The sequence below is a fragment of the Streptomyces sp. NPDC103540 genome (assembly GCF_055584445.1).
In genome coordinates this window covers 536,285-553,194 of sequence record NZ_JBVJMA010000004.1, presented here as the reverse complement: position 1 = coordinate 553,194, position 16,910 = coordinate 536,285, and the positions used below count along the sequence as shown (strand labels likewise).

Genomic DNA, 16,910 nt, shown 5'->3' with positions numbered 1-16,910 from the left:
TGCTCCTTGCGCTTGCCGCGTGCGGTGCTTACAGGTACTGGCAGGTGGACCGGTGGACGAAGGCTCCGTGTCCGGCACGGCCGGTGTACCGGCGCTGGTCGAGGACGAGTTCGCCGCGCGAGAGGACCGTGTCGACGCGTCCGGTGATCCGCCTGCCCTCGTACGCCGAGTAGTCCACGTTCATGTGGTGCGTCTCGGCGGAGATGACCTGCTCGGCGTGCGGATCGTAGAGGACGATGTCGGCGTCGGAGCCCGGCGCGATGGTGCCCTTGCGCGGATAGAGGCCGAACATCCGGGCCGGGCTCGCGCAGGCGATCTCGATCCAGCGTCGGCGGCTGATGTGCCCGTCCAGGACGGCCTGGTGGAGGAGGTCCATGCGGTTCTCCACCCCCGGCAGCCCGTTGGGGATCTTCGAGAAGTCCCCGCGGCCCAGTTCCTTCTGGCCCCGGAAGCAGAACGGGCAGTGGTCGGTGGAGACCACCTGGAGGTCGTTCGTGCGCAGGCCCCGCCACAGCGCCGCCTGGTGCTCGCGGGGCCTGAGCGGGGTGGAGCAGACGTACTTGGCCCCCTGGAAGTCGGATTCGGCCAGGTTGTCGGTGGACAGGAACAGGTACTGCGGGCAGGTCTCCCCGAAGACGGGCAGCCCCTTGTCCCGGGCCGCCGCCAGTTCGGCGACCGCCTCCTCGGCCGAGACGTGGACCACGTACAGCGGGGAGCCGGCGACCCGGGCGAGCTGGACGGCCCGGTGGGTGGCCTCCGCTTCGAGGAGGACCTTGCGGACCTCGCCGTGGTGTCGGGGGTCGGTCTCGCCGCGCGCCAGGGCCTGTTCGACGAGGACGTCGATGGCGATGCCGTTCTCGGCGTGCATCATGATCAGCCCGCCGTTGCCGGCGGCCCGCTGCATGGCGCGCAGGATCTGGCCGTCGTCGCTGTAGAAGACCCCGGGATAGGCCATGAAGAGCTTGAAGGAGGAGACGCCCTCGCCCACCAGGAGGTCCATCTCCTTGAGGGTGTGGTCGTTGACGTCCGACAGGATCATGTGGAAGGCGTAGTCGATCGCGCAGTTGCCGTCCGCCTTGGCGTACCAGGTGTCGAGGCCCTCGCGCAGCGAGTGGCCCACGCTCTGCACGGCGAAGTCCACGATGGTGGTGGTGCCTCCCCAGGCGGCGGCCCGGGTGCCCGTCTCGAAGGTGTCCGACGCGGAGGTGCCGCCGAAGGGGAGTTCCATGTGGGTGTGCGCGTCGACCCCGCCCGGGATGACGTACTTGCCCGTGGCGTCGATGGTGCGGTCTGCGGTCCAGGCCTCGGCGGGCGCCGAGCCGTGGGTGGCGAGCGCCGCCACGCGGCCGTCCTCGATCAGGACGTCCGCGTGCAGCTCGTCGGCGGCGGTGACGACCAGTCCGCCGCGGATCAGGGTGCGGGTGCTCATGGGATCCCCCTACGGGACGGGCTACGTAAGGCTGCGGAGCGCCTGTTCGAGGATCTCGGCGCCCTCTTCCGCCTCGGCGACGGTCAGGGAGAGCGGCGGCGCGACGCGCAGCACGCTCGTGTTGTGGCCGCCGCCCTTGCCGAGCAGCAGGCCGCCTTCGCGGGCGGCCTCCAGGACGGCGGCGGCGGCCTCCGGGTCGGCCCGGTCGGTGCCGGGGCGGGTGAGTTCGAGGCCGGCCATGAGGCCCCGGCCGCGGACCTCCCGTACGGCGGGCACGTGGGCGGCGATGGCGCGCAGTCGCTCCAGGAGGAGGCCGCCGACGCGACGGGCGTTGCCCTGGAGGTCGTGTTCCTGGAGGTAGGCGAGGTTCGCGACGCCGGCGGCCATGGTGATCGGGGAGCCGCCGAAGGTGGAGATGGAGTTGGCGTCGACGCTGTTCATGATCTCGGCGCGGGCCACGACCCCGCCGATGGACATGCCGTTGCCGATGCCCTTGGCGAAGGTGAGGATGTCCGGCGGGCCGTTCTGGGCGTGGGCCTGCCAGCCCCAGAAGTGGTCTCCGGTGCGGCCCCAGCCGGTCTGCACCTCGTCGCTGATCCAGAGAATGCCGTGCCGGTCGAGGACCTCGCGGAAGGCCCCGTAGAGCCCGTCGGGCGGTGAGGTGAAGCCGCCGACGCCCTGGATCGGCTCGGCGATCAGGGCGGCGACGCCGCCGCGGGCCTGGCCGAGCACGTCTTCGAGGTCGGCGACGGCCGCGGCGGTGAACTCCTCGTCCGTCAGGTGGGCGAAGGGGCCCCGGGAGCGGACGGCTCCGTGGACGTAGTACGTCTGGAGCGGGGAGAGGCTGGTCGGGGACCAGCCCCGGTTGCCGGTGATGGAGACGGTGGAGAAGGACCGGCCGTGGTAGCTGTTGCGCATCGCGAGGATCTGGTTGGACCGGCGGTACGTCGTCGCGAGCAACAGGGCGGTGTCGTTGGCCTCGGTGCCGGAGGTGGTGAAGAAGACTCGGGCGTCGGGGATGCCGGAGAGCGCGGCGACCCGTTCGGCCAGCTCGATCATCGGCCGGTTGAGGTAGAGGGTGGAGGAGTGGATGATCCGGCCGGCCTGTTCGGAGACAGCCTTGGTGACCTCCGGCAGGGCGTGGGCGGTCATCGTGGTGAGGATGCCGCCGAAGAAGTCGAGGTAGCGGTTGCCGTCGGCGTCCCAGACGTGGCGTCCCTCGCCGTGGGTGAGCTCGATGGGGCGGTCGTAGTAGAGCGCGAGCCAGTCGGGGAGCACGGAGCGGTGGCGACTGTGCAGGGGGATGGGGTTGGTCACGGCTGTACGAGCCCTCCGTAGGCGTCGGGGCGGCGGTCGCGGTAGAAGGCCCACTGGTCGCGGACCTCCTTGATCAGGTCGAAGTCGAGGTCCCTGACGAGGAGTTCCTCCTCCTTGTCGCTGGCGACGTCTCCGACGAAGCGGCCTCGGGGGTCGACGAAGTAGCTGGTGCCGTAGAAGTCGTTGTCGCCGTACTCCTCGCGGCCGACGCGGTTGATGGCGGCGATGAAGTACTCGTTGGCGACGGCGGAGGCGGGCTGTTCCAGCTGCCACAGGTAGGCGGACAGGCCCCGGGAGGTCGCGGACGGGTTGTAGACCAGCTGGGCCCCGGCGAGGCCGAGTTGGCGCCAGCCCTCGGGGAAGTGCCGGTCGTAGCAGATGTAGACGCCGACGCGGCCGACGGCGGTGTCGAAGACGGGCCAGCCGAGGTTGCCGGGGCGGAAGTAGAACTTCTCCCAGAAGCCCTTGACCTGCGGGATGTGGTGCTTGCGGTACTTGCCGAGGTAGCTTCCGTCGGCGTCGATGACGGCTGCGGTGTTGTAGTAGAACCCCTCGTCCTCGACCTCGAAGACGGGGACGACGATGACCATGCCGGTCTCGCGGGCCAGCTCCTGCATCCGGCGGACGGTGGGGCCGTCGGGGACGGGTTCGGCCCAGCGGTAGTGCTCGGGCTCCTGGACCTGGCAGAAGTAGGGGGCGTTGAACACCTCCTGGAAGCCGATGACCTTCGCACCCTGCGCCGCCGCGCGGCGGGCGTGCTCCTCGTGCTTGGCGATCATCGACTCGGTGTCTCCGGTCCAGGTGGCCTGGACGAGTGCGGCGCGGACGACTTGGGCCATGAGCTGCTCCTCGCGACGGGAACGCCGACTTCTACGCACGTAGACGGTGTCCGTAGGGAGTCGAAGGTAGGCCTCGTCACAGCGCGGGGCAAGACCACGTTGCGCGGTTGGAGTAGTCGATCAAGTTACGTCGCCACGCGGTCGTTTGCGATCAGCAGACGGGCGCTTCAGGCTCCGGCGACGCCCGCCACCCGCAGCGCGTGCGTCAGATCGCGGTGCCGGGTCCCCGACAGCTCGCGGGCGGCGCGCAGCAGCCGGGGCGCGAACCAGCGCGGGTCGTGGCGGGCCAGCGCGGCTGCCTCCTCGGCGGTGCGCAGCCGCACGAAGGCGGCGAGCAGGGCGTGGGCCTCCCGCTCGTGCCCGGCGGCCCCGAGGGCGAGCGCCGCTTCGGCGACCTCCGCGCCGGGGCGGGCCACGCCTTGGCGCAGCAGCCGGTCGCCGTCGGCGGTCCGGCCGGCCCGGCCCAGGGCGGCGGCGGCCTCGGCGAGCCGCACGGGCGGCAGCGAGGCCGCCTCCCACAGGAGGGTGCCCCAGTCGGCGGCGAGCCCGGCGCGGGCGAGGTCGTCCGCGAGGCCGGGCAGCCGGTCGGCGGGCCAGGCCGCGCCCTCGCAGAGCAGCGCGTGCGCCTCCCCGGTCCTCCCCCGCGCCCGCAGCGCGAGGAGTTCGGCGACGAAGTCCCGCCGGGCCCGTACGGGAACGGACACGGCCCCGGCGGGCGCGGGGCCCTGCGGTGCGGGGGCGTAGGGCCGGGGCACGTGGGGGGCGGGCCCGTGCGCGTCAGGACCGTACGGCGCGCCGCCGGGACCGGAGCCGGGACCGTACGGCGCGTCGGCGCGGGAGACGGGACCCCGCGGGGCGGGACCGTACGGGGCGTGGTCTCGCGGGGCCGCGCCGTACCGGGCGTCGGCGTGGGCGTCGGGGCCCGGTACGGCGGCGGCGTACGGGGCCCGGTCCTGCGGGGCGGGGGCCTGTGGCACCGGGCCGGAGGCGTGGGCGTCGGGGTCCTGCGGGGTGGGGGCCTGTGGCACCGGGCCGGAGGCGTGGGCGTCGGGGTCCTGCGGGGCGGGGGCGTGGGGCGGGGGTGCGAAGCGGGCGCCCCTCGGGGCGGGCAGGGGCGCGGCGGGGGGTTGCTGCGGCGTGGGGGTCGCGGCCTCGGGCGGCGCCGCGCCCGCGTACCGGGCGCCTCCGGCCCGGCGCCCCGCGCGCAGCCACCGCCCCTCGGCCCGTCCGACGGCCCCCTCCCGCTGCCTCGGCACGCCGGCCAACGGCTCGGCCAGCGCCCGGAGCCGGGCCGCGAGGTCCTCGTGGCGGGCGGTGGCGCGGGCCGCGTCGTCGCGGGTCCAGGCCAGTTCCGAGGCCAGGGCGGCGGCCCGCGCGGGGTCGCCCGGGTCGGCCGGTCGGTCGGTCAGCCCGCGCAGCGCCGCCGCGCAGGCGGCCCGCTGCGCGGCGGCGGCGTGCAGCAGGGTGCGCAGTTCCGCGGCGCCGCCGGGCGTGGCGTCCCAGGCGGCGACGGCGGCGGCCCGCAGCCCGGCGGCGTACGCGGCCTCCCGGGCGATCGCGTCCGGCTCCCCCACCAGGTCCCCGAGCAGTGACTCCAAGACGTCCCAGGGTGGTATCGCGGCCCCCTCCAGACAGGCCCGCATCCCGTCCGGGTCCCGCCGCAGGAACTCCCCGTACCAACCCGCCCCCGGATCCAGCCTGCGCGTCAACTCCCGCAGGTACTCCGTGAGTTGCCCGATCACCCGTGCAGTCGGCGTCTCCATCCCCGCATTGCATCCCATCCGTGTTACGGGCGGGCTACGGGAGTCTCAAAGCTTGACGGCGAAGGCGCGTCGAAGTCGCCCTACGATGGTCGCGCCGGGAAGGCCACCCACCGAAGGGCACCCCCATGAGTCCGTCGCGTCCGTCGCAGGGCATCGAGGTACCGGACGCCCTGGTCGCGTCGTACGCGGGGAACGGTGGTGGGGCGCAGCGGGCCTGGATCGCCGGGTTGCCGGCGCTGGCGGCGGAACTCCTCGACCGGTGGGGCCTGACGCGCGACGGGGACACCGCGCACGGCGAGGCCGCCCTGGTGGTTCCGGTGCGCCGCGCGGACGACACCCGCGCCGTCCTGAAGCTCCAGATGCCCCGCGAGGAGACGACCGCCGCGCTGCTGGGGCTGCGGGCGTGGGACGGCGCGGGCATCGTGCGGCTGCTGGACCACGACCCGGCGAGCGACGCCGTGCTGCTGGAACGCCTGGACGGCTCGCGCACCCTGGCGTCCGTCGAGGACGACGACGCCGCCACGGGCACGGTGACGGCGATCCTGGGCCGGTTGCACCGCGCGCCCGCGCCCGAGGGCCTGCGCGGCCTCGGTGACATCGCCCGCGCCATGGTGGCGTCGGCGCCGGCGGCGGCCTCCGCGCTGGCGGACCCCGCGGAGCGGCGGCGGCTGCGCGACTGGGCGTCGGCGGTCGGCGAGCTGGTAGACGAGCCCGGCGACCGGATGCTGCACTGGGACCTGCACCACGACAACGTGCTGGCCGCCGCGCGCGAACCGTGGTTGGCGATCGACCCCGAACCCCTCCTCGGAGACCCGGGCTTCGACCTGTGGCCGGCGCTGGACAGCGGCCTGGGGGCGCTCCGCTCCGGCGGGGACGCCCGCCGGACGGTGCGCCGTCGTTTCGATCTGATGACGGAGGCCCTCGGCCTGGACCGCCGGCGGGCGACCGGCTGGACCCTGGGCCGGCTGTTGCAGAACACGCTGTGGGACGTCGAGGACGGACGGAGCGCGATCGACCCCTCCCAGATCCTCGTGGCCGAGGCGCTGCCCCGCCCCTGAGCGCGCCACCGGCGGGCGCGGCCTCCTCACACGCCCGCGCCGACGGGTCGACAGCCCGGCGCGGCCCCCTCCGGCGGGGCGGCGGCGCAGCCGCCGGCGCCGGATCGGGGGCGGTCGTCGGGGACGGCACAGGCCGCGGCGAGGAGGCCGCCCGCGAGGAGGGCGCCGAGCGCGAGGAGACCGATCCGTTTCACTGCGTGGATGTCCGACACGCCTCACCCCTGCCCCAACCGGGGCCGTCCACAACGCCGGTTGGGCCGATCGGCCGCCCGACACACCCCGGGGGACGGGCCTGCCGGGCCGCGTCCGGGACCGGTACCGTGACCGGTGTTCGAAGCGTTCGGAGTACGCGGTGTTCGATGGTCGAGGCGCGGCCCCCGCCGGATGGCCGGGGGCCTCATCGGAGGCGGGGCACATGGCCGGAGCGACGGCGCACGGCTCGGACGGGGACGGCGAGGACGGGCACGGCGAGGACGCCCCCGCGCCGCCGTGCGGGGACCGCGGGGCACCCCTGGGGCGGCGCCGGCGCGGGACCGGGTCCCGGTGGGAGCGGCGATCGGGCCCGTTCGACGTCACCCGCGGGGGCTGAGGCCGTGTCGGGCGGCGACTGGTTCCTCGCCGCTTTCGCGCTCGGGCCGCTCGTGCTCTTCGCGCTGCTGCTCGCCCTGGACCCGATGGCCGAGGGCAGGCGCGCCTGCCACACCTGCGGGCACGTCAGGGACCGGCACGACGGGGGTGCGTGCCGGGGTCCCGGGTCCGACCCGGACGGGCCGGCCCGGTCGAGGGTGACGGCGGCCACGCCCTGCGGGTGCCGTTCCTTCGCCGCCCCGCCCCGGGAGCCCCCGGGGCCCATCGGCTGCGGGGGCTGACGCCGGCGCGCCCGGCGACCTCGGCCCGCGCGAGCCCGACCTCGAAGAGGCCTCAGACGGGCACGAGGGCGCAGCGGCGCATCACGTCGTCGAGGGACAGGCCGAGGACCTCGGCGAGGGCGGCGACGGTGAAGAAGGCGGGCGTGGGCGCCCGGCCGGTCTCGATCTTGCGGAGGGTCTCGGCGGACAGCCCCGCGCCGGCGGCGACCTCGACCATGCTGCGGCCCGCGCGCGCCTCGCGCAGCAGGGCGCCGAGCCGCTCGCCGCGCTCGCGTTCTTCGGGGGTAAGGGGGGTTCGGACCATGCCGCCATCCTACCCCGGCGGCCAATAACTATCCCGGTAAAGTTATACCGGTATAGTTATTGGCATGGTGGAACTCAAGACGGACGAATCGATCGACGCGATGCGGGCGGCGGGCCGGGTGGTGGCCCATGCCCTGGCCTCCGTACGCGACCACGCGCGCCCCGGAACCTCCCTGCGGGAGCTGGACGAGGTGGCCCGCGGCGTGCTGCGCGAGGCCGGAGCGGGCTCGCCCTTCCTCGGGTACCGGCCCCGCTTCGCCCCGGTGCCCTTCCCCGCCGTGATCTGCGCCTCGGTCAACGACGCGATCGTGCACGGCGTCCCCGGCCCCCACCGGCTGCGCGACGGCGACCTGGTCAGCATCGACTGCGGGGCCGAACTCGGCGGCTGGGTCGGGGACGCCGCCGTCAGCTTCACCGTCGGCCGGGCCCGCCCCGCCGACCTGCGGCTGATCGCGACCACCGAGGCGGCCCTCGCGGCCGGGATCGCCGCCGCCGTCCCCGGCAACCGGATCGGCGACATCGCCCACGCCATCGGCACCGTGGGCCGCGCCGCCGGCTACGGCATCCCGGAGGGCTTCGGCGGCCACGGCATCGGCCGCCGCATGCACGAGGATCCGGGCGTGCCCAACGAGGGCCCGCCGGGGCGCGGCATGCGGCTGCGCCCCGGCATGGTCCTGGCGATCGAGCCGATGCTGACCGCGGGCGGTACGGACGACTACACCTGCGACGCGGACGGCTGGACCCTGCGCACCGTCGACGGCTCCCGCGCCGCGCACGCGGAGCACACGGTGGCGATCACCGCCGACGGCCCGAGGATCCTCACCGCCCTGTGAGGGCCGCGCTCAGGGCCGGCCGTGCGGGTGGACCACCATCGCCGAGCCCCCGCCCCGGCGGCTGGTCTCGGCGGCGGCCAGCCAGCGACCGTCCGGAAGCCGCTGCACCCCGGTCGCGGCGCCGATCTCCGGATTCTGCCGGAAGCCCTGTCCCAGGGCCTCCAGTTCGGCGCGCAGCGGGCTGTTCCACAGCCCCGGCTCCAGCTCGGTGGTGGTCTGGTTGCGCTGGCTGGCGCGCGGCGCCGCGATGGCGTCGACCAGGGGCAGCCCCCGGTCCAGGTGGCCCAGGAGGGTCTGGAGCACGGTGGTGATGATGGTGGCTCCGCCCGGGGAGCCGACGGCCAGGACCGGGCGGCCGTGCTCCAGGACGATGGTCGGGGACATGGAGGAGCGCGGGCGCTTGCCCGGGCCGGGCAGGTTCGGGTCCGGGACGCCGGGGGCGGCCGGGGCGAAGGAGAAGTCGGTCAGCTCGTTGTTGAGCAGGAAGCCGCGTCCCGGGACGGTGATGGCGCTGCCGCCCGTGGACTCGATCGTCAGGGTGTAGGAGACGACGTTGCCCCAGCGGTCGGCGACCGTCAGGTGGGTGGTGTTCTCCCCCTCGTAGGTGGTCGGGGCCGCCTCGCCGGTGCTCCCGCAGGGCACGGGGCGGCGGGGGTCGCCGGGGGCGAGCGGGCTGGTCAGGGCCCGGTCGGGCCGGATCAGGCAGCCGCGCGTGTCGGCGTAGTGCTGCGAGAGCAGTTCGCGGGTCGGCACGGACTCGGCGGCCGGGTCGCCGACCCAGCGGCCCCGGTCGGCGAAGGAGATCCGGGAGGCCTCGATGAAGCGGTGCAGGTACTGGGTCTCGGAGAGCTTCGAGACGTCGGTGCGCTCCAGGATGTTGAGGGCCTCGCCGACGGTGGTGCCGCCGGAGGAGGAGGGCGCCATGCTGTAGACGTCCAGGCCCCGGTAGGTGACGCGGGTCGGGTCCTGCCGCTTGGTCGCGTAGGAGCGCAGGTCCGCGGTGGTGAGGTCGCCGGAGCGGACGACGCGGGTGGCGGCGGGGTCGACGGGGGGCTTGCGGACGGCGTTGACGATGTCCTCGGCGATCGGGCCCCGGTAGAGGGCGCCGGCCCCCTTGCGGGCCAGTTCGGCGTAGGTGTCGGCCAGGTCCGGGTTCTTGAAGGTGGAGCCGACGACGGGCAGTCGTCCGCCCGGCAGGAACAGCTTCCGGGTGTCCGGGAAGTCCTTGAAGCGGTCCTGGTTGGCCTCGGTCTGCGCCCGGAACGTGCCGTCCACGGTGAACCCGTCGCGGGCCAGTTTCTCGGCGGGCCGCAGGAGCCGGGCCAGCGGTCGGGTGCCCCAGGCGTCGAGGGCGGTGCGCCAGGTGGCGGGGGTGCCGGGGACGCCGACACCGCGACCGCTGGTCTGGCCCTCGGCGAAGGGGATGGGGACGCCGTTCTCCTGGAACAGCCCGGCGTCGGCCGAGGCGGGGGCGGTCTCGCGGCCGTCGACGGTGTGGACGCGGCGGGTCCTGGCGTCGTAGTAGACGAGGTAGCCGCCTCCGCCGATGCCCGCCGAGTAGGGCTCGGTCACCCCGAGCGCGGCGGCGGTGGCGACGGCGGCGTCCACGGCGTTGCCACCCGAACGCAGGACCTCGATCCCGACCGCGGAGGCGTCGGCGTCGACGCTCGCGACGGCCCCGCCGTAACCGGTGGCGACCGGGACCTTGGGCGGTGGGGTCGTGGTGGGCGGGGCCGCGGCCCCCGTGGAGACGAGCGCCCCGGCGAGGGCGACGAGCGCTAATGGACGTGCGGCGGGACGACGCATCCCGAACCTCCCAGTCGACGGCCGGTCAGAGCCAGGCCCCGCACTGTAACTTCACCGGACGCCCCCCGTCATGGGCGCGCGGGGGCGGCTACCATCCGCCGCATGGACGACGACGTGCGCAACATCGTGCTCGGGCTGATAGCCACCGGACTGAGCGGCGGCATCGGCTGGTTCGCCCGGACCTACCTGTGGCGCCGGGCCCTGCGTCGCAAGCAGGCGTTCTTCGGACTGCCGACGGGCTCCGACTGCCTGTTCGTGGTCGGGCGGCAGATGGGCGGCACCGAGTCCTCCGTGCACCGCAACGACGCCTTCGCCCTGCTGGAGGTCTCGTCCCTGATCAGGGACTGCGGGGCGAACGTGCAGATCGTCACCCAGGACGAGGTCCGCCAGGGCTTTGGCGAACGCGCCGAGTTCTGCGTGGGCGGCCCGGCCGCCAACTCCCGTACGGCCGCCCACCTGGCCTCCATGCTGCCGGGCGTGCGGACCGACGTCGGGCTCGCGTCGGGGCATCCGGACCGCGGGGCCATCCGGATCGGCGGGCAGGCGTACCGATGGGAGAAGGGGCAGGTCGACCACGTCCTGCTGGCGCGGCTGACGGCCGAACGGGGCTCGCGGCCGGTGTTCCTGATCTCGGGTCAGACCGCGATCAGCAACCAGGCCGCGACCCGGTACCTGGCCAGGCACCACGTGCGGCTGGCCCGCAGGTACCGCGACGAGCCGTTCTGCGTGGTGTTGAAGGTGGTCAACTCCGACGCCTACGGCCCCGACGTGACGGAACTGGTGGCCGACGTCACCCGGGACGCCCGGACACCCGCAGCGGAAGCCGGGTGATCCCGTTGATGAAGTTGGACACCAACCGGCGCGGCTCTCCCGCGAGTTCGGGCGCCGGCATGGCCGCCCGCCACTCCTCGTGGAGGACCCGCAGCTGGAGGCGGGCGAAGTGCGCGCCGAGGCAGACGTGCGGGCCGTCGCCGAAGGAGACGTGCGGGTTGGGCGTCCGGTCGAGGTCGAGCCGGCCCGGGTCCGCGAACACGCGCTCGTCGTGGTTGGCGGAGGCGTGGAAGACGACCACCTTGTCGCCCGCCCGGATCGACCGGCCGGCCAGCACGGTGTCGACCGCGGCCGTGCGGCGGAAGCTGAGCACCGGCGGGTGGACGCGCAGCAGTTCCTCGACCGCCCGCTCCACCGCCACCTCCCCGGCGGCCAGGCGCCGGTAGGCGTCCGGGGCGCCGGCGAGGGCGAGGAGTCCGCCGGGGGCGGCGCCGCGGACGGTGTCGTTGCCCGCGACGGTGAGCAGGAAGAAGAACATCTCCAGTTCGGCGTCGTCGAGTCCGGCGTGCGCCAGGGAGGTCATGACGTCCTCGCCGGGCCGCTCCCGCTTGTGGGCGGCCAGTTCGCGGGCGTACGCGAACATCTCGCCGAGCAGGGCCGGGGAGCGGGGGTTGAGCGGCTTGCCGTCGGGGCCGAGGAGCGGCGCGGGCGCGTCCTCGGGGTCCTGGTAGCCGATGATCCGTACGGTCCACTCCAGCAGCAGGCCGCGGTCGGCGGGCGGGATGCCCAGCAGGTCGGTGAGGTTCAACAGGGCGTACTCGTCGGTGACGGCGGTGACCACGTCGGCGGTCCCGTCCACGGCTCCCTCGCGGGCTGCGGTCAGGAGCCTGCGGGCCCGGGCGCGGACCCGGGACTCGAAGGCCTCGACGCGGGCGGGGGTGAAGGCCCGCGAGACGAGCCGGCGCAGCCGGCCGTGCCCGGGGGGATCCTGGTTGAGCATGGTGCGCCGCAGGAAGGGCAGGTCGGCCGGGTCGGGGTCGCGGATCTGGGTGGCGCCGAGCAGGGAGGAGTACGCGGCGTGGTCGCGCAGGACGCGTACGACGTCGGCGTGGCGGGTGACGGCCCAGAAGCCGGGGCCGGCGGGCCAGCCGTCGATCTCCGGCTCGGCCTGCCGGGCCACCGGGTGGTGGGCGCGCAGCAGCCGGTAGCGCTCGTGCGGGACGCCCCGGGCGTAGAGGCGGGGGTCGAAGACGTCGGGCGCGGGTGCTTCGGCTGCGCGTTCCATGGTCCACACGGTGGCGGCGGGCCGGCGTCCGCGCAAGGGCCGTGTGCCGGGCGGGTCGTCGGCGTCGGCGTGGGGGCCTCAGTAGCGGACGTCGCAGCCGGCCGGGTCCAGGTCCGTGTCGGTGCCGCGCAGCACGGCCTCGTAGCCGGAGGCGTAGGAGGACAGGGCGGTGCACAGCAACTGGTCGCGGGCGAGGGGCTCCAGCGCGTCCACGGCGAAGGGGACCCGGACCTCGATCCGCTCCGGCCCGACGGGGACGACGACGACCTCGGGGATCCGCGGGGGGTCGAGGTCGGGCAGGCGGGTGCCCAGTCCGGCCTGTCGCCGGGTCGGGCCGGGGCCCTGGAGGAGGTGGACGACGCCCCGGGTGGCCGGGGTGGCGGGAGCGGGGGTGGGGGAAGGGAAGGGGGTGGGCGTGGCCGAGGAGACCGGCGGGACGGAGGGCGCCGGCGGGGCCGAGGGGGTGGCGGACAGGACGGGTACGGGGACGAGCCGCCCGTCGGGGTCGACGAAGTAGGCGATCGGGACGGAACGGGGCGCGGTGACGGCCACCCGTGCCGCGGCCCCGCTCTCGACCACGCCGGTGGGCTTGATCCCGCAGCCGGTGAGCAGCAGCGCGGACGCGGTCACCGCCACAGCGGCCGGCAGGGCGCGGGCCGGGCTCGCGAGCGGGCACCGGCGCGGGTGCGGGTGCGGGTGCGGGGTGCGGGTCATGTCGTGACCTCCAGGGGCAGGTCCACGGTGAACACCGCTCCCCCGGCGGGAGCGTTGGCGGCGCTCAGGGTGCCGCCGTGCAGCCGGACGTTCTCCAGGGTGATGGCGAGGCCGAGGCCGCTTCCGGCGGAGCGGGTGCGGGCGGCGTCGGCCTTGAAGAACCGCTCGAAGACGTGCGGGAGCACGGCCTCGGCGATGCCGGGGCCGCTGTCGGCGACCTCCAGGAGCAGGCGCCGCCCCTCGGGGCGGGAGGCGGTGGACACCGAGATCCGCACGGGGGCGCCACCGTGTCGCAGGGCGTTGCCGACGAGGTTGGCGAGGACCACGTCGAAGCGGCGGGGGTCGAGTCGGGCCCGCAGGCCCGGCGGCAGTTCGGTGCTCACCCGGCCGTCGTCCCAGTGGCGGCGTTCGAGGGTCTTGCCGACGGCTTCGGCGAGGTCCACGTCGTCGGGGTGGAGTTCGGCGGCGCGGGCGTCGAAGCGGGAGATCTCCATGAGGTCCTCGACGAGCACGGCCAGCTTCCCGGTCTCGGAGCTGATCAGCCGCAGGGCCTTGGCCGTGTCGGGGCCGAGTTCGTCGGCGTCCTCGTCGAGGACCTCGGTGACGGCGAGCATCCCGGCGAGCGGGGTGCGCAGTTCGTGGGAGACGTCCGAGGCGAAACGGCGGGCCCGCGCCTCGGCCTCGCGCAGTTCGGCCACCGATTCCTCCAGGGCTCCGGCGGTCTCGTTGAAGGTGCGGGCCAGTCCGGCGAGTTCGTCGGAGCCCCTGACCTCGATGCGGGTGTCGAGGCGGCCCCGGCCGAGGCGTTCGGCGGCGCGGCGCATGTCCCGTACGGGCCGCAGGACGCTGCGGGCGGCGAGCAGGGCGGGGACCACGGCGATGGCGAGGCCGGGCACGGCACCCTGCCGGGCGGCCTGGACCATCGCGTCGACGGTCTGCTGTTCGGGGTGCAGCGGCATGACGGCGTACAGGACCAGGCCGGTCGGTTCGCGCAGTTGGTCGCGGCCGAGGACGGCGGGCATGCCGATGGCGAGGTGGGGCTCGCCCCGGGAGTCCTCGACGCGTTGGAAGGCGCCGTGGGGGTGGGCGGTGATCTGCCGGCGGAGGGTGTCGGTGACGGCGTCCGGCAGGTCGGGGACGGCGGCGGTGGAGACGCGCAGGGTCCCGTACTCGGCGTACACGGTCCAGGGGTGGGGTTTGCCCCGCTTGCCGATCTCGTTGACCATCCGTTGCAGCTGCTGTCGGTCCGGCGGGAGGGCGAGGGCCTGGTTCTCCAGCTGGTCGCGCAGGGTGCTGACGGCGGTGTCCTGGCTCTGTTTGAGGATGGCGGTGCGGGCCTGCTGGTAGGTGAGGGCGGCCGTGCCGACCGCGCTGATCGCGGCGACCAGCAGGAAGGCCGCGATCAGTCGGGTGCGCAGGCCGAGCGGGGCGAGGTTTCGCACGCCCGTCCCTACAGCGGTCCGAAGCGGTAGCCGAAGCCCCGTACGGTCTGGATGTAGCGGGGGCCGCCGTCGGGGTCCTCGATCTTGTTGCGGAGCCGGCGCACGCAGGCGTCCACCAGGCGGGCGTCGGCGTGGTAGCTGTGCTCCCACACGTATTCGAGGAGTTGTTGCCGGGAGAAGACCTGCGCGGGCGAGGCGCACAGGTGCAGCAGGAGTTTGATCTCGCTGGGGGCGAGGGGGACGCGTTCGCCGTTCTTGGCGACGGTCAGGGCGGCCCGGTCGACGACGAGCGCGCCGTGGTGTTCGGGTTCGGGTCGGCCCGCCGGGTCGCCGAGGCGGCGCAGCACGGCCCTGACGCGGGCTTCGATGACCTCGGTGCGGGCGGGTTTGACGATGTAGTCGTCGGCGCCGGCCTCCAGGCCGACGACGATGTCCACGTCGTCGCCGCGGGCGGTGAGCATGATGATCGGCACCTCGCTGGTCTCGCGTATCCGGCGGCAGACCTGGACCCCGTTGATCCCGGGCAGCATGAGGTCGAGCAGGACCAGCTCGGGGTGGAAGCCGCCGATGAGGGCGAGCCCTTCCTCGCCGGTCTCGGCGGCGCACACCTCGTGACCGCGTCGACGCAGGCCGAGGCCCACCCCCTCCCGGACGGAGGGGTCGTCCTCGATCAGCAGTACGCGTGGCATCCGGTCAGTATCCCCAGGTGTTTCATACGGTTTCCTCCCGCTTGCGGCCGATCTTGCGGCGCAGCGAGTCCCGCAGGGCGGTGATCTCGGTCAGGCGCAGCGGCCCGGCGAGGAGGAGGACGACGAGGGCGATCACCGCGGTTCCCGTTCCGGCGGCCGCGAACGCGCCGAGCCCCTCGGCGGCCCGTGCGGCGAAGTGTCCGGCGGCGCCCGCGGGCAGGCAGGCCACCAGCAGGCGCAGGTGGGTGCCGAGGGCGGTGGCGCGCGGTGCGCGGCGGGCCGGCGGGCGCGGGCCGAGGCGGCGGGAGAGGGCGTACGCGGTGACGGCGGCGCCCGCCGTGAAGGCGACGGCGGTGGCGGCGGCCATGCCGGTGACGGCCCAGCGGGCCGGCAGCAGCAGGTAGGCGGCGTAGGAGAGTCCGGCGTTGACGGCGACGATGACGAGGTTGAGGAAGAAGGGGGTCCGGGTGTCGGACAGGGCGTAGAAGCCGCGCGAGAGCACGTACTGGGCGGAGAAGCCGACGAGGCCGGGGGCGAAGGCGAGCAGCATGCCCGCCATGCCGGCGATCTCGGCGGGGCCGTTGCGCCCGTATCCGGCGACGCAGTCCATGACCCAGGGGGCGAGGGCGGCGAAGACGGTCGCGGCGGGGAGCACGACGGCGGCGCTGGAGCGCAGCGCGTAGGAGGTGTCCTCGCGGACGGCGGCGAGGTCGCCGTCCGCGGCCGCTGCGCTCATCCGGGGCATGAGGGCGGTCACCAGGGAGACGGTGATGATGCCCTGGGGGACGATCCACAGTTGGTAGGCGCTGCTGTAGGCCGCGTAGCCGTAGGAGCCGGCGGCCTCGCCGACGGTGGTGGACAGGCGGGTGACGACCCAGTAGGCGATCTGGTTGGTGAGGACGAGCAGGATCAGCCAGCCGGCGTTGCGCAGGGGGCGGGCCAGGCCGCTGCCGCGCCAGTCGAAGCGGGGGCGCCAGCGGAAGCGGGCGGCGCGCAGTGAGGGGAGGAGGGCGAGTGCCTGGACGACGATGCCGGCGGTGGTGCCGAGGCCGAGGAGGCGGGTCTGTGCGGCGGTGAGGCCGTCCGGGGCCTCGTGGGCGAGGGCGAGGAAGAGGGCGAAGACCCCGATGACGACGAGGTTGTTCAGGACCGGGGTCCACATCATCGCGCCGAAGCGGCCGCGGGCGCCGAGGACCTGACCGAGGACGGTGAACAGTCCGTAGAAGAGGATCTGCGGCAGGCAGTAGCGGGCGAGGGCGATGGTGGTGCTCTTGTGTTCGCCCGTGTACGAGGGGGTGTACGTCTCGATGAGCAGCGGCGCGGCGAGGACCGCGAGGGTGGTGAGCGCGAGGAGGGCCACGAGGCAGGCGGTGAGGAGCCGGTCGGTGTACGCGGCGCCGCCGTCGCGGTGTTCCCTGGCGGCGCGGACCAGCTCGGGGACGAAGACGGCGTTGAGGGCGCCGCCGACCAGGAGCATGTAGATGATGTTCGGGACGGTGTTGGCGACGGCGTAGCCGTCGCCGAGGACGCCGATGCCGAGGGCCGCGAGGACGACGGCGGAGCGGACGAACCCGGTGACGCGGGAGACGATGGAGCCGGCCGCCATCAGGGCGCCGCTGCGCAGGACGGATCCGCCCGCGCGCGGGGCCGTGTCGGTCGGGGCCGGGCCCGGGGGCCGCCCGTCGACCGTGGTGGTGGCGGCGTCCATCTGTCTCTCCAGGGGTTTCGAGCCGTGCGGGGCCCGCGGGTCGGGGCCGGTTGTGGAGGGTACCCCGCACCGGTGGCGGGCACG

General features: G+C 74.7%; 16 protein-coding genes. 4 read left to right on the top strand and 12 right to left on the bottom strand.

Going from position 1 to position 16,910, the window contains the following annotated elements; all coding sequences use genetic code 11:
• Positions 1 to 28: 28 nt before the first annotated feature.
• From hydA to ACZ6ZI_RS13235, 4 genes are all read right to left on the bottom strand, one after another.
• Positions 29 to 1,429, bottom strand: coding sequence for a dihydropyrimidinase (gene hydA / locus ACZ6ZI_RS13250; RefSeq protein WP_469519511.1), 1,401 nt, complete (start codon positions 1,427 to 1,429; stop codon positions 29 to 31).
• Positions 1,430 to 1,450: 21 nt separating this feature from the next.
• The gene (locus ACZ6ZI_RS13245) at positions 1,451 to 2,746 is read right to left on the bottom strand and encodes an aspartate aminotransferase family protein (RefSeq protein ID WP_363063102.1); all 1,296 of its coding nucleotides are present in this window, start codon (positions 2,744 to 2,746) and stop codon (positions 1,451 to 1,453) included.
• Positions 2,743 to 3,585, bottom strand: a complete 843-nt coding sequence (locus ACZ6ZI_RS13240) for a nitrilase-related carbon-nitrogen hydrolase (RefSeq protein ID WP_469519509.1) — start codon at positions 3,583 to 3,585, stop codon at positions 2,743 to 2,745. Before ACZ6ZI_RS13240 ends, ACZ6ZI_RS13245 begins: the two co-directional genes overlap by 4 nt.
• Positions 3,586 to 3,752: 167 nt before the next feature.
• Positions 3,753 to 5,348, bottom strand: coding sequence for a hypothetical protein (locus ACZ6ZI_RS13235; protein WP_469519506.1), 1,596 nt, complete (start codon positions 5,346 to 5,348; stop codon positions 3,753 to 3,755).
• Between the two features lie 125 nt (positions 5,349 to 5,473).
• On the opposite strand from ACZ6ZI_RS13235, the gene ACZ6ZI_RS13230 reads away from it, so the two are divergent.
• On the top strand, positions 5,474 to 6,406 hold the full coding sequence (locus ACZ6ZI_RS13230; protein ID WP_469519503.1) for an aminoglycoside phosphotransferase family protein: 933 nt from the start codon (positions 5,474 to 5,476) through the stop codon (positions 6,404 to 6,406).
• Positions 6,407 to 6,432: 26 nt separating this feature from the next.
• On the opposite strand, the gene ACZ6ZI_RS13225 is transcribed toward ACZ6ZI_RS13230, so the two are convergent.
• On the bottom strand, positions 6,433 to 6,618 hold the full coding sequence (locus ACZ6ZI_RS13225) for a hypothetical protein (protein WP_363063110.1): 186 nt from the start codon (positions 6,616 to 6,618) through the stop codon (positions 6,433 to 6,435).
• A gap of 381 nt (positions 6,619 to 6,999) precedes the next feature.
• Here ACZ6ZI_RS13225 and ACZ6ZI_RS13220 point away from each other — a divergent pair, with 381 nt between their 5' ends.
• Positions 7,000 to 7,275 (top strand): hypothetical protein, encoded by a 276-nt coding sequence (locus tag ACZ6ZI_RS13220; protein WP_469519500.1) that lies wholly within the window; start codon positions 7,000 to 7,002, stop codon positions 7,273 to 7,275.
• A gap of 52 nt (positions 7,276 to 7,327) precedes the next feature.
• Here ACZ6ZI_RS13220 and ACZ6ZI_RS13215 read toward each other — a convergent pair whose 3' ends face one another.
• Complete coding sequence (locus ACZ6ZI_RS13215; protein ID WP_363063114.1) at positions 7,328 to 7,579, bottom strand: helix-turn-helix domain-containing protein; 252 nt, start codon at positions 7,577 to 7,579, stop codon at positions 7,328 to 7,330.
• A gap of 64 nt (positions 7,580 to 7,643) precedes the next feature.
• Here ACZ6ZI_RS13215 and map point away from each other — a divergent pair, with 64 nt between their 5' ends.
• Entirely contained in the window at positions 7,644 to 8,411 is a 768-nt protein-coding gene (map, locus tag ACZ6ZI_RS13210; protein WP_469519497.1) for a type I methionyl aminopeptidase, read from the top strand.
• Between the two features lie 9 nt (positions 8,412 to 8,420).
• Here the strand turns inward: map and ggt are convergent, their stop codons facing one another.
• Complete coding sequence (ggt, locus tag ACZ6ZI_RS13205) at positions 8,421 to 10,217, bottom strand: gamma-glutamyltransferase (RefSeq protein ID WP_469519494.1); 1,797 nt, start codon at positions 10,215 to 10,217, stop codon at positions 8,421 to 8,423.
• Between the two features lie 102 nt (positions 10,218 to 10,319).
• Here ggt and ACZ6ZI_RS13200 point away from each other — a divergent pair, with 102 nt between their 5' ends.
• Positions 10,320 to 11,048, top strand: a complete 729-nt coding sequence (locus tag ACZ6ZI_RS13200) for a hypothetical protein (protein WP_469519491.1) — start codon at positions 10,320 to 10,322, stop codon at positions 11,046 to 11,048.
• Here ACZ6ZI_RS13200 and ACZ6ZI_RS13195 read toward each other — a convergent pair.
• The 5 genes from ACZ6ZI_RS13195 to murJ form a co-directional block, all read right to left on the bottom strand.
• A complete protein-coding gene (locus ACZ6ZI_RS13195) occupies positions 11,008 to 12,273 on the bottom strand; it encodes a cytochrome P450 (RefSeq protein WP_469519488.1) in 1,266 nt (421 codons plus the stop codon). The genes ACZ6ZI_RS13200 and ACZ6ZI_RS13195 overlap by 41 nt on opposite strands.
• Before the next feature lie 78 nt (positions 12,274 to 12,351).
• Entirely contained in the window at positions 12,352 to 12,987 is a 636-nt protein-coding gene (locus tag ACZ6ZI_RS13190) for a hypothetical protein (protein ID WP_469519486.1), read from the bottom strand.
• Positions 12,984 to 14,429 (bottom strand): ATP-binding protein, encoded by a 1,446-nt coding sequence (locus ACZ6ZI_RS13185; RefSeq protein WP_469519482.1) that lies wholly within the window; start codon positions 14,427 to 14,429, stop codon positions 12,984 to 12,986. The genes ACZ6ZI_RS13190 and ACZ6ZI_RS13185 overlap by 4 nt, the downstream gene beginning before the upstream one ends.
• 8 nt (positions 14,430 to 14,437) lie before the next feature.
• The gene (locus tag ACZ6ZI_RS13180) at positions 14,438 to 15,118 is read right to left on the bottom strand and encodes a response regulator (RefSeq protein ID WP_469519480.1); all 681 of its coding nucleotides are present in this window, start codon (positions 15,116 to 15,118) and stop codon (positions 14,438 to 14,440) included.
• A 22-nt stretch (positions 15,119 to 15,140) separates the two neighbouring features.
• Positions 15,141 to 16,826, bottom strand: a complete 1,686-nt coding sequence (gene murJ / locus ACZ6ZI_RS13175; protein ID WP_469519477.1) for a murein biosynthesis integral membrane protein MurJ — start codon at positions 16,824 to 16,826, stop codon at positions 15,141 to 15,143.
• Positions 16,827 to 16,910: the final 84 nt, after the last annotated feature.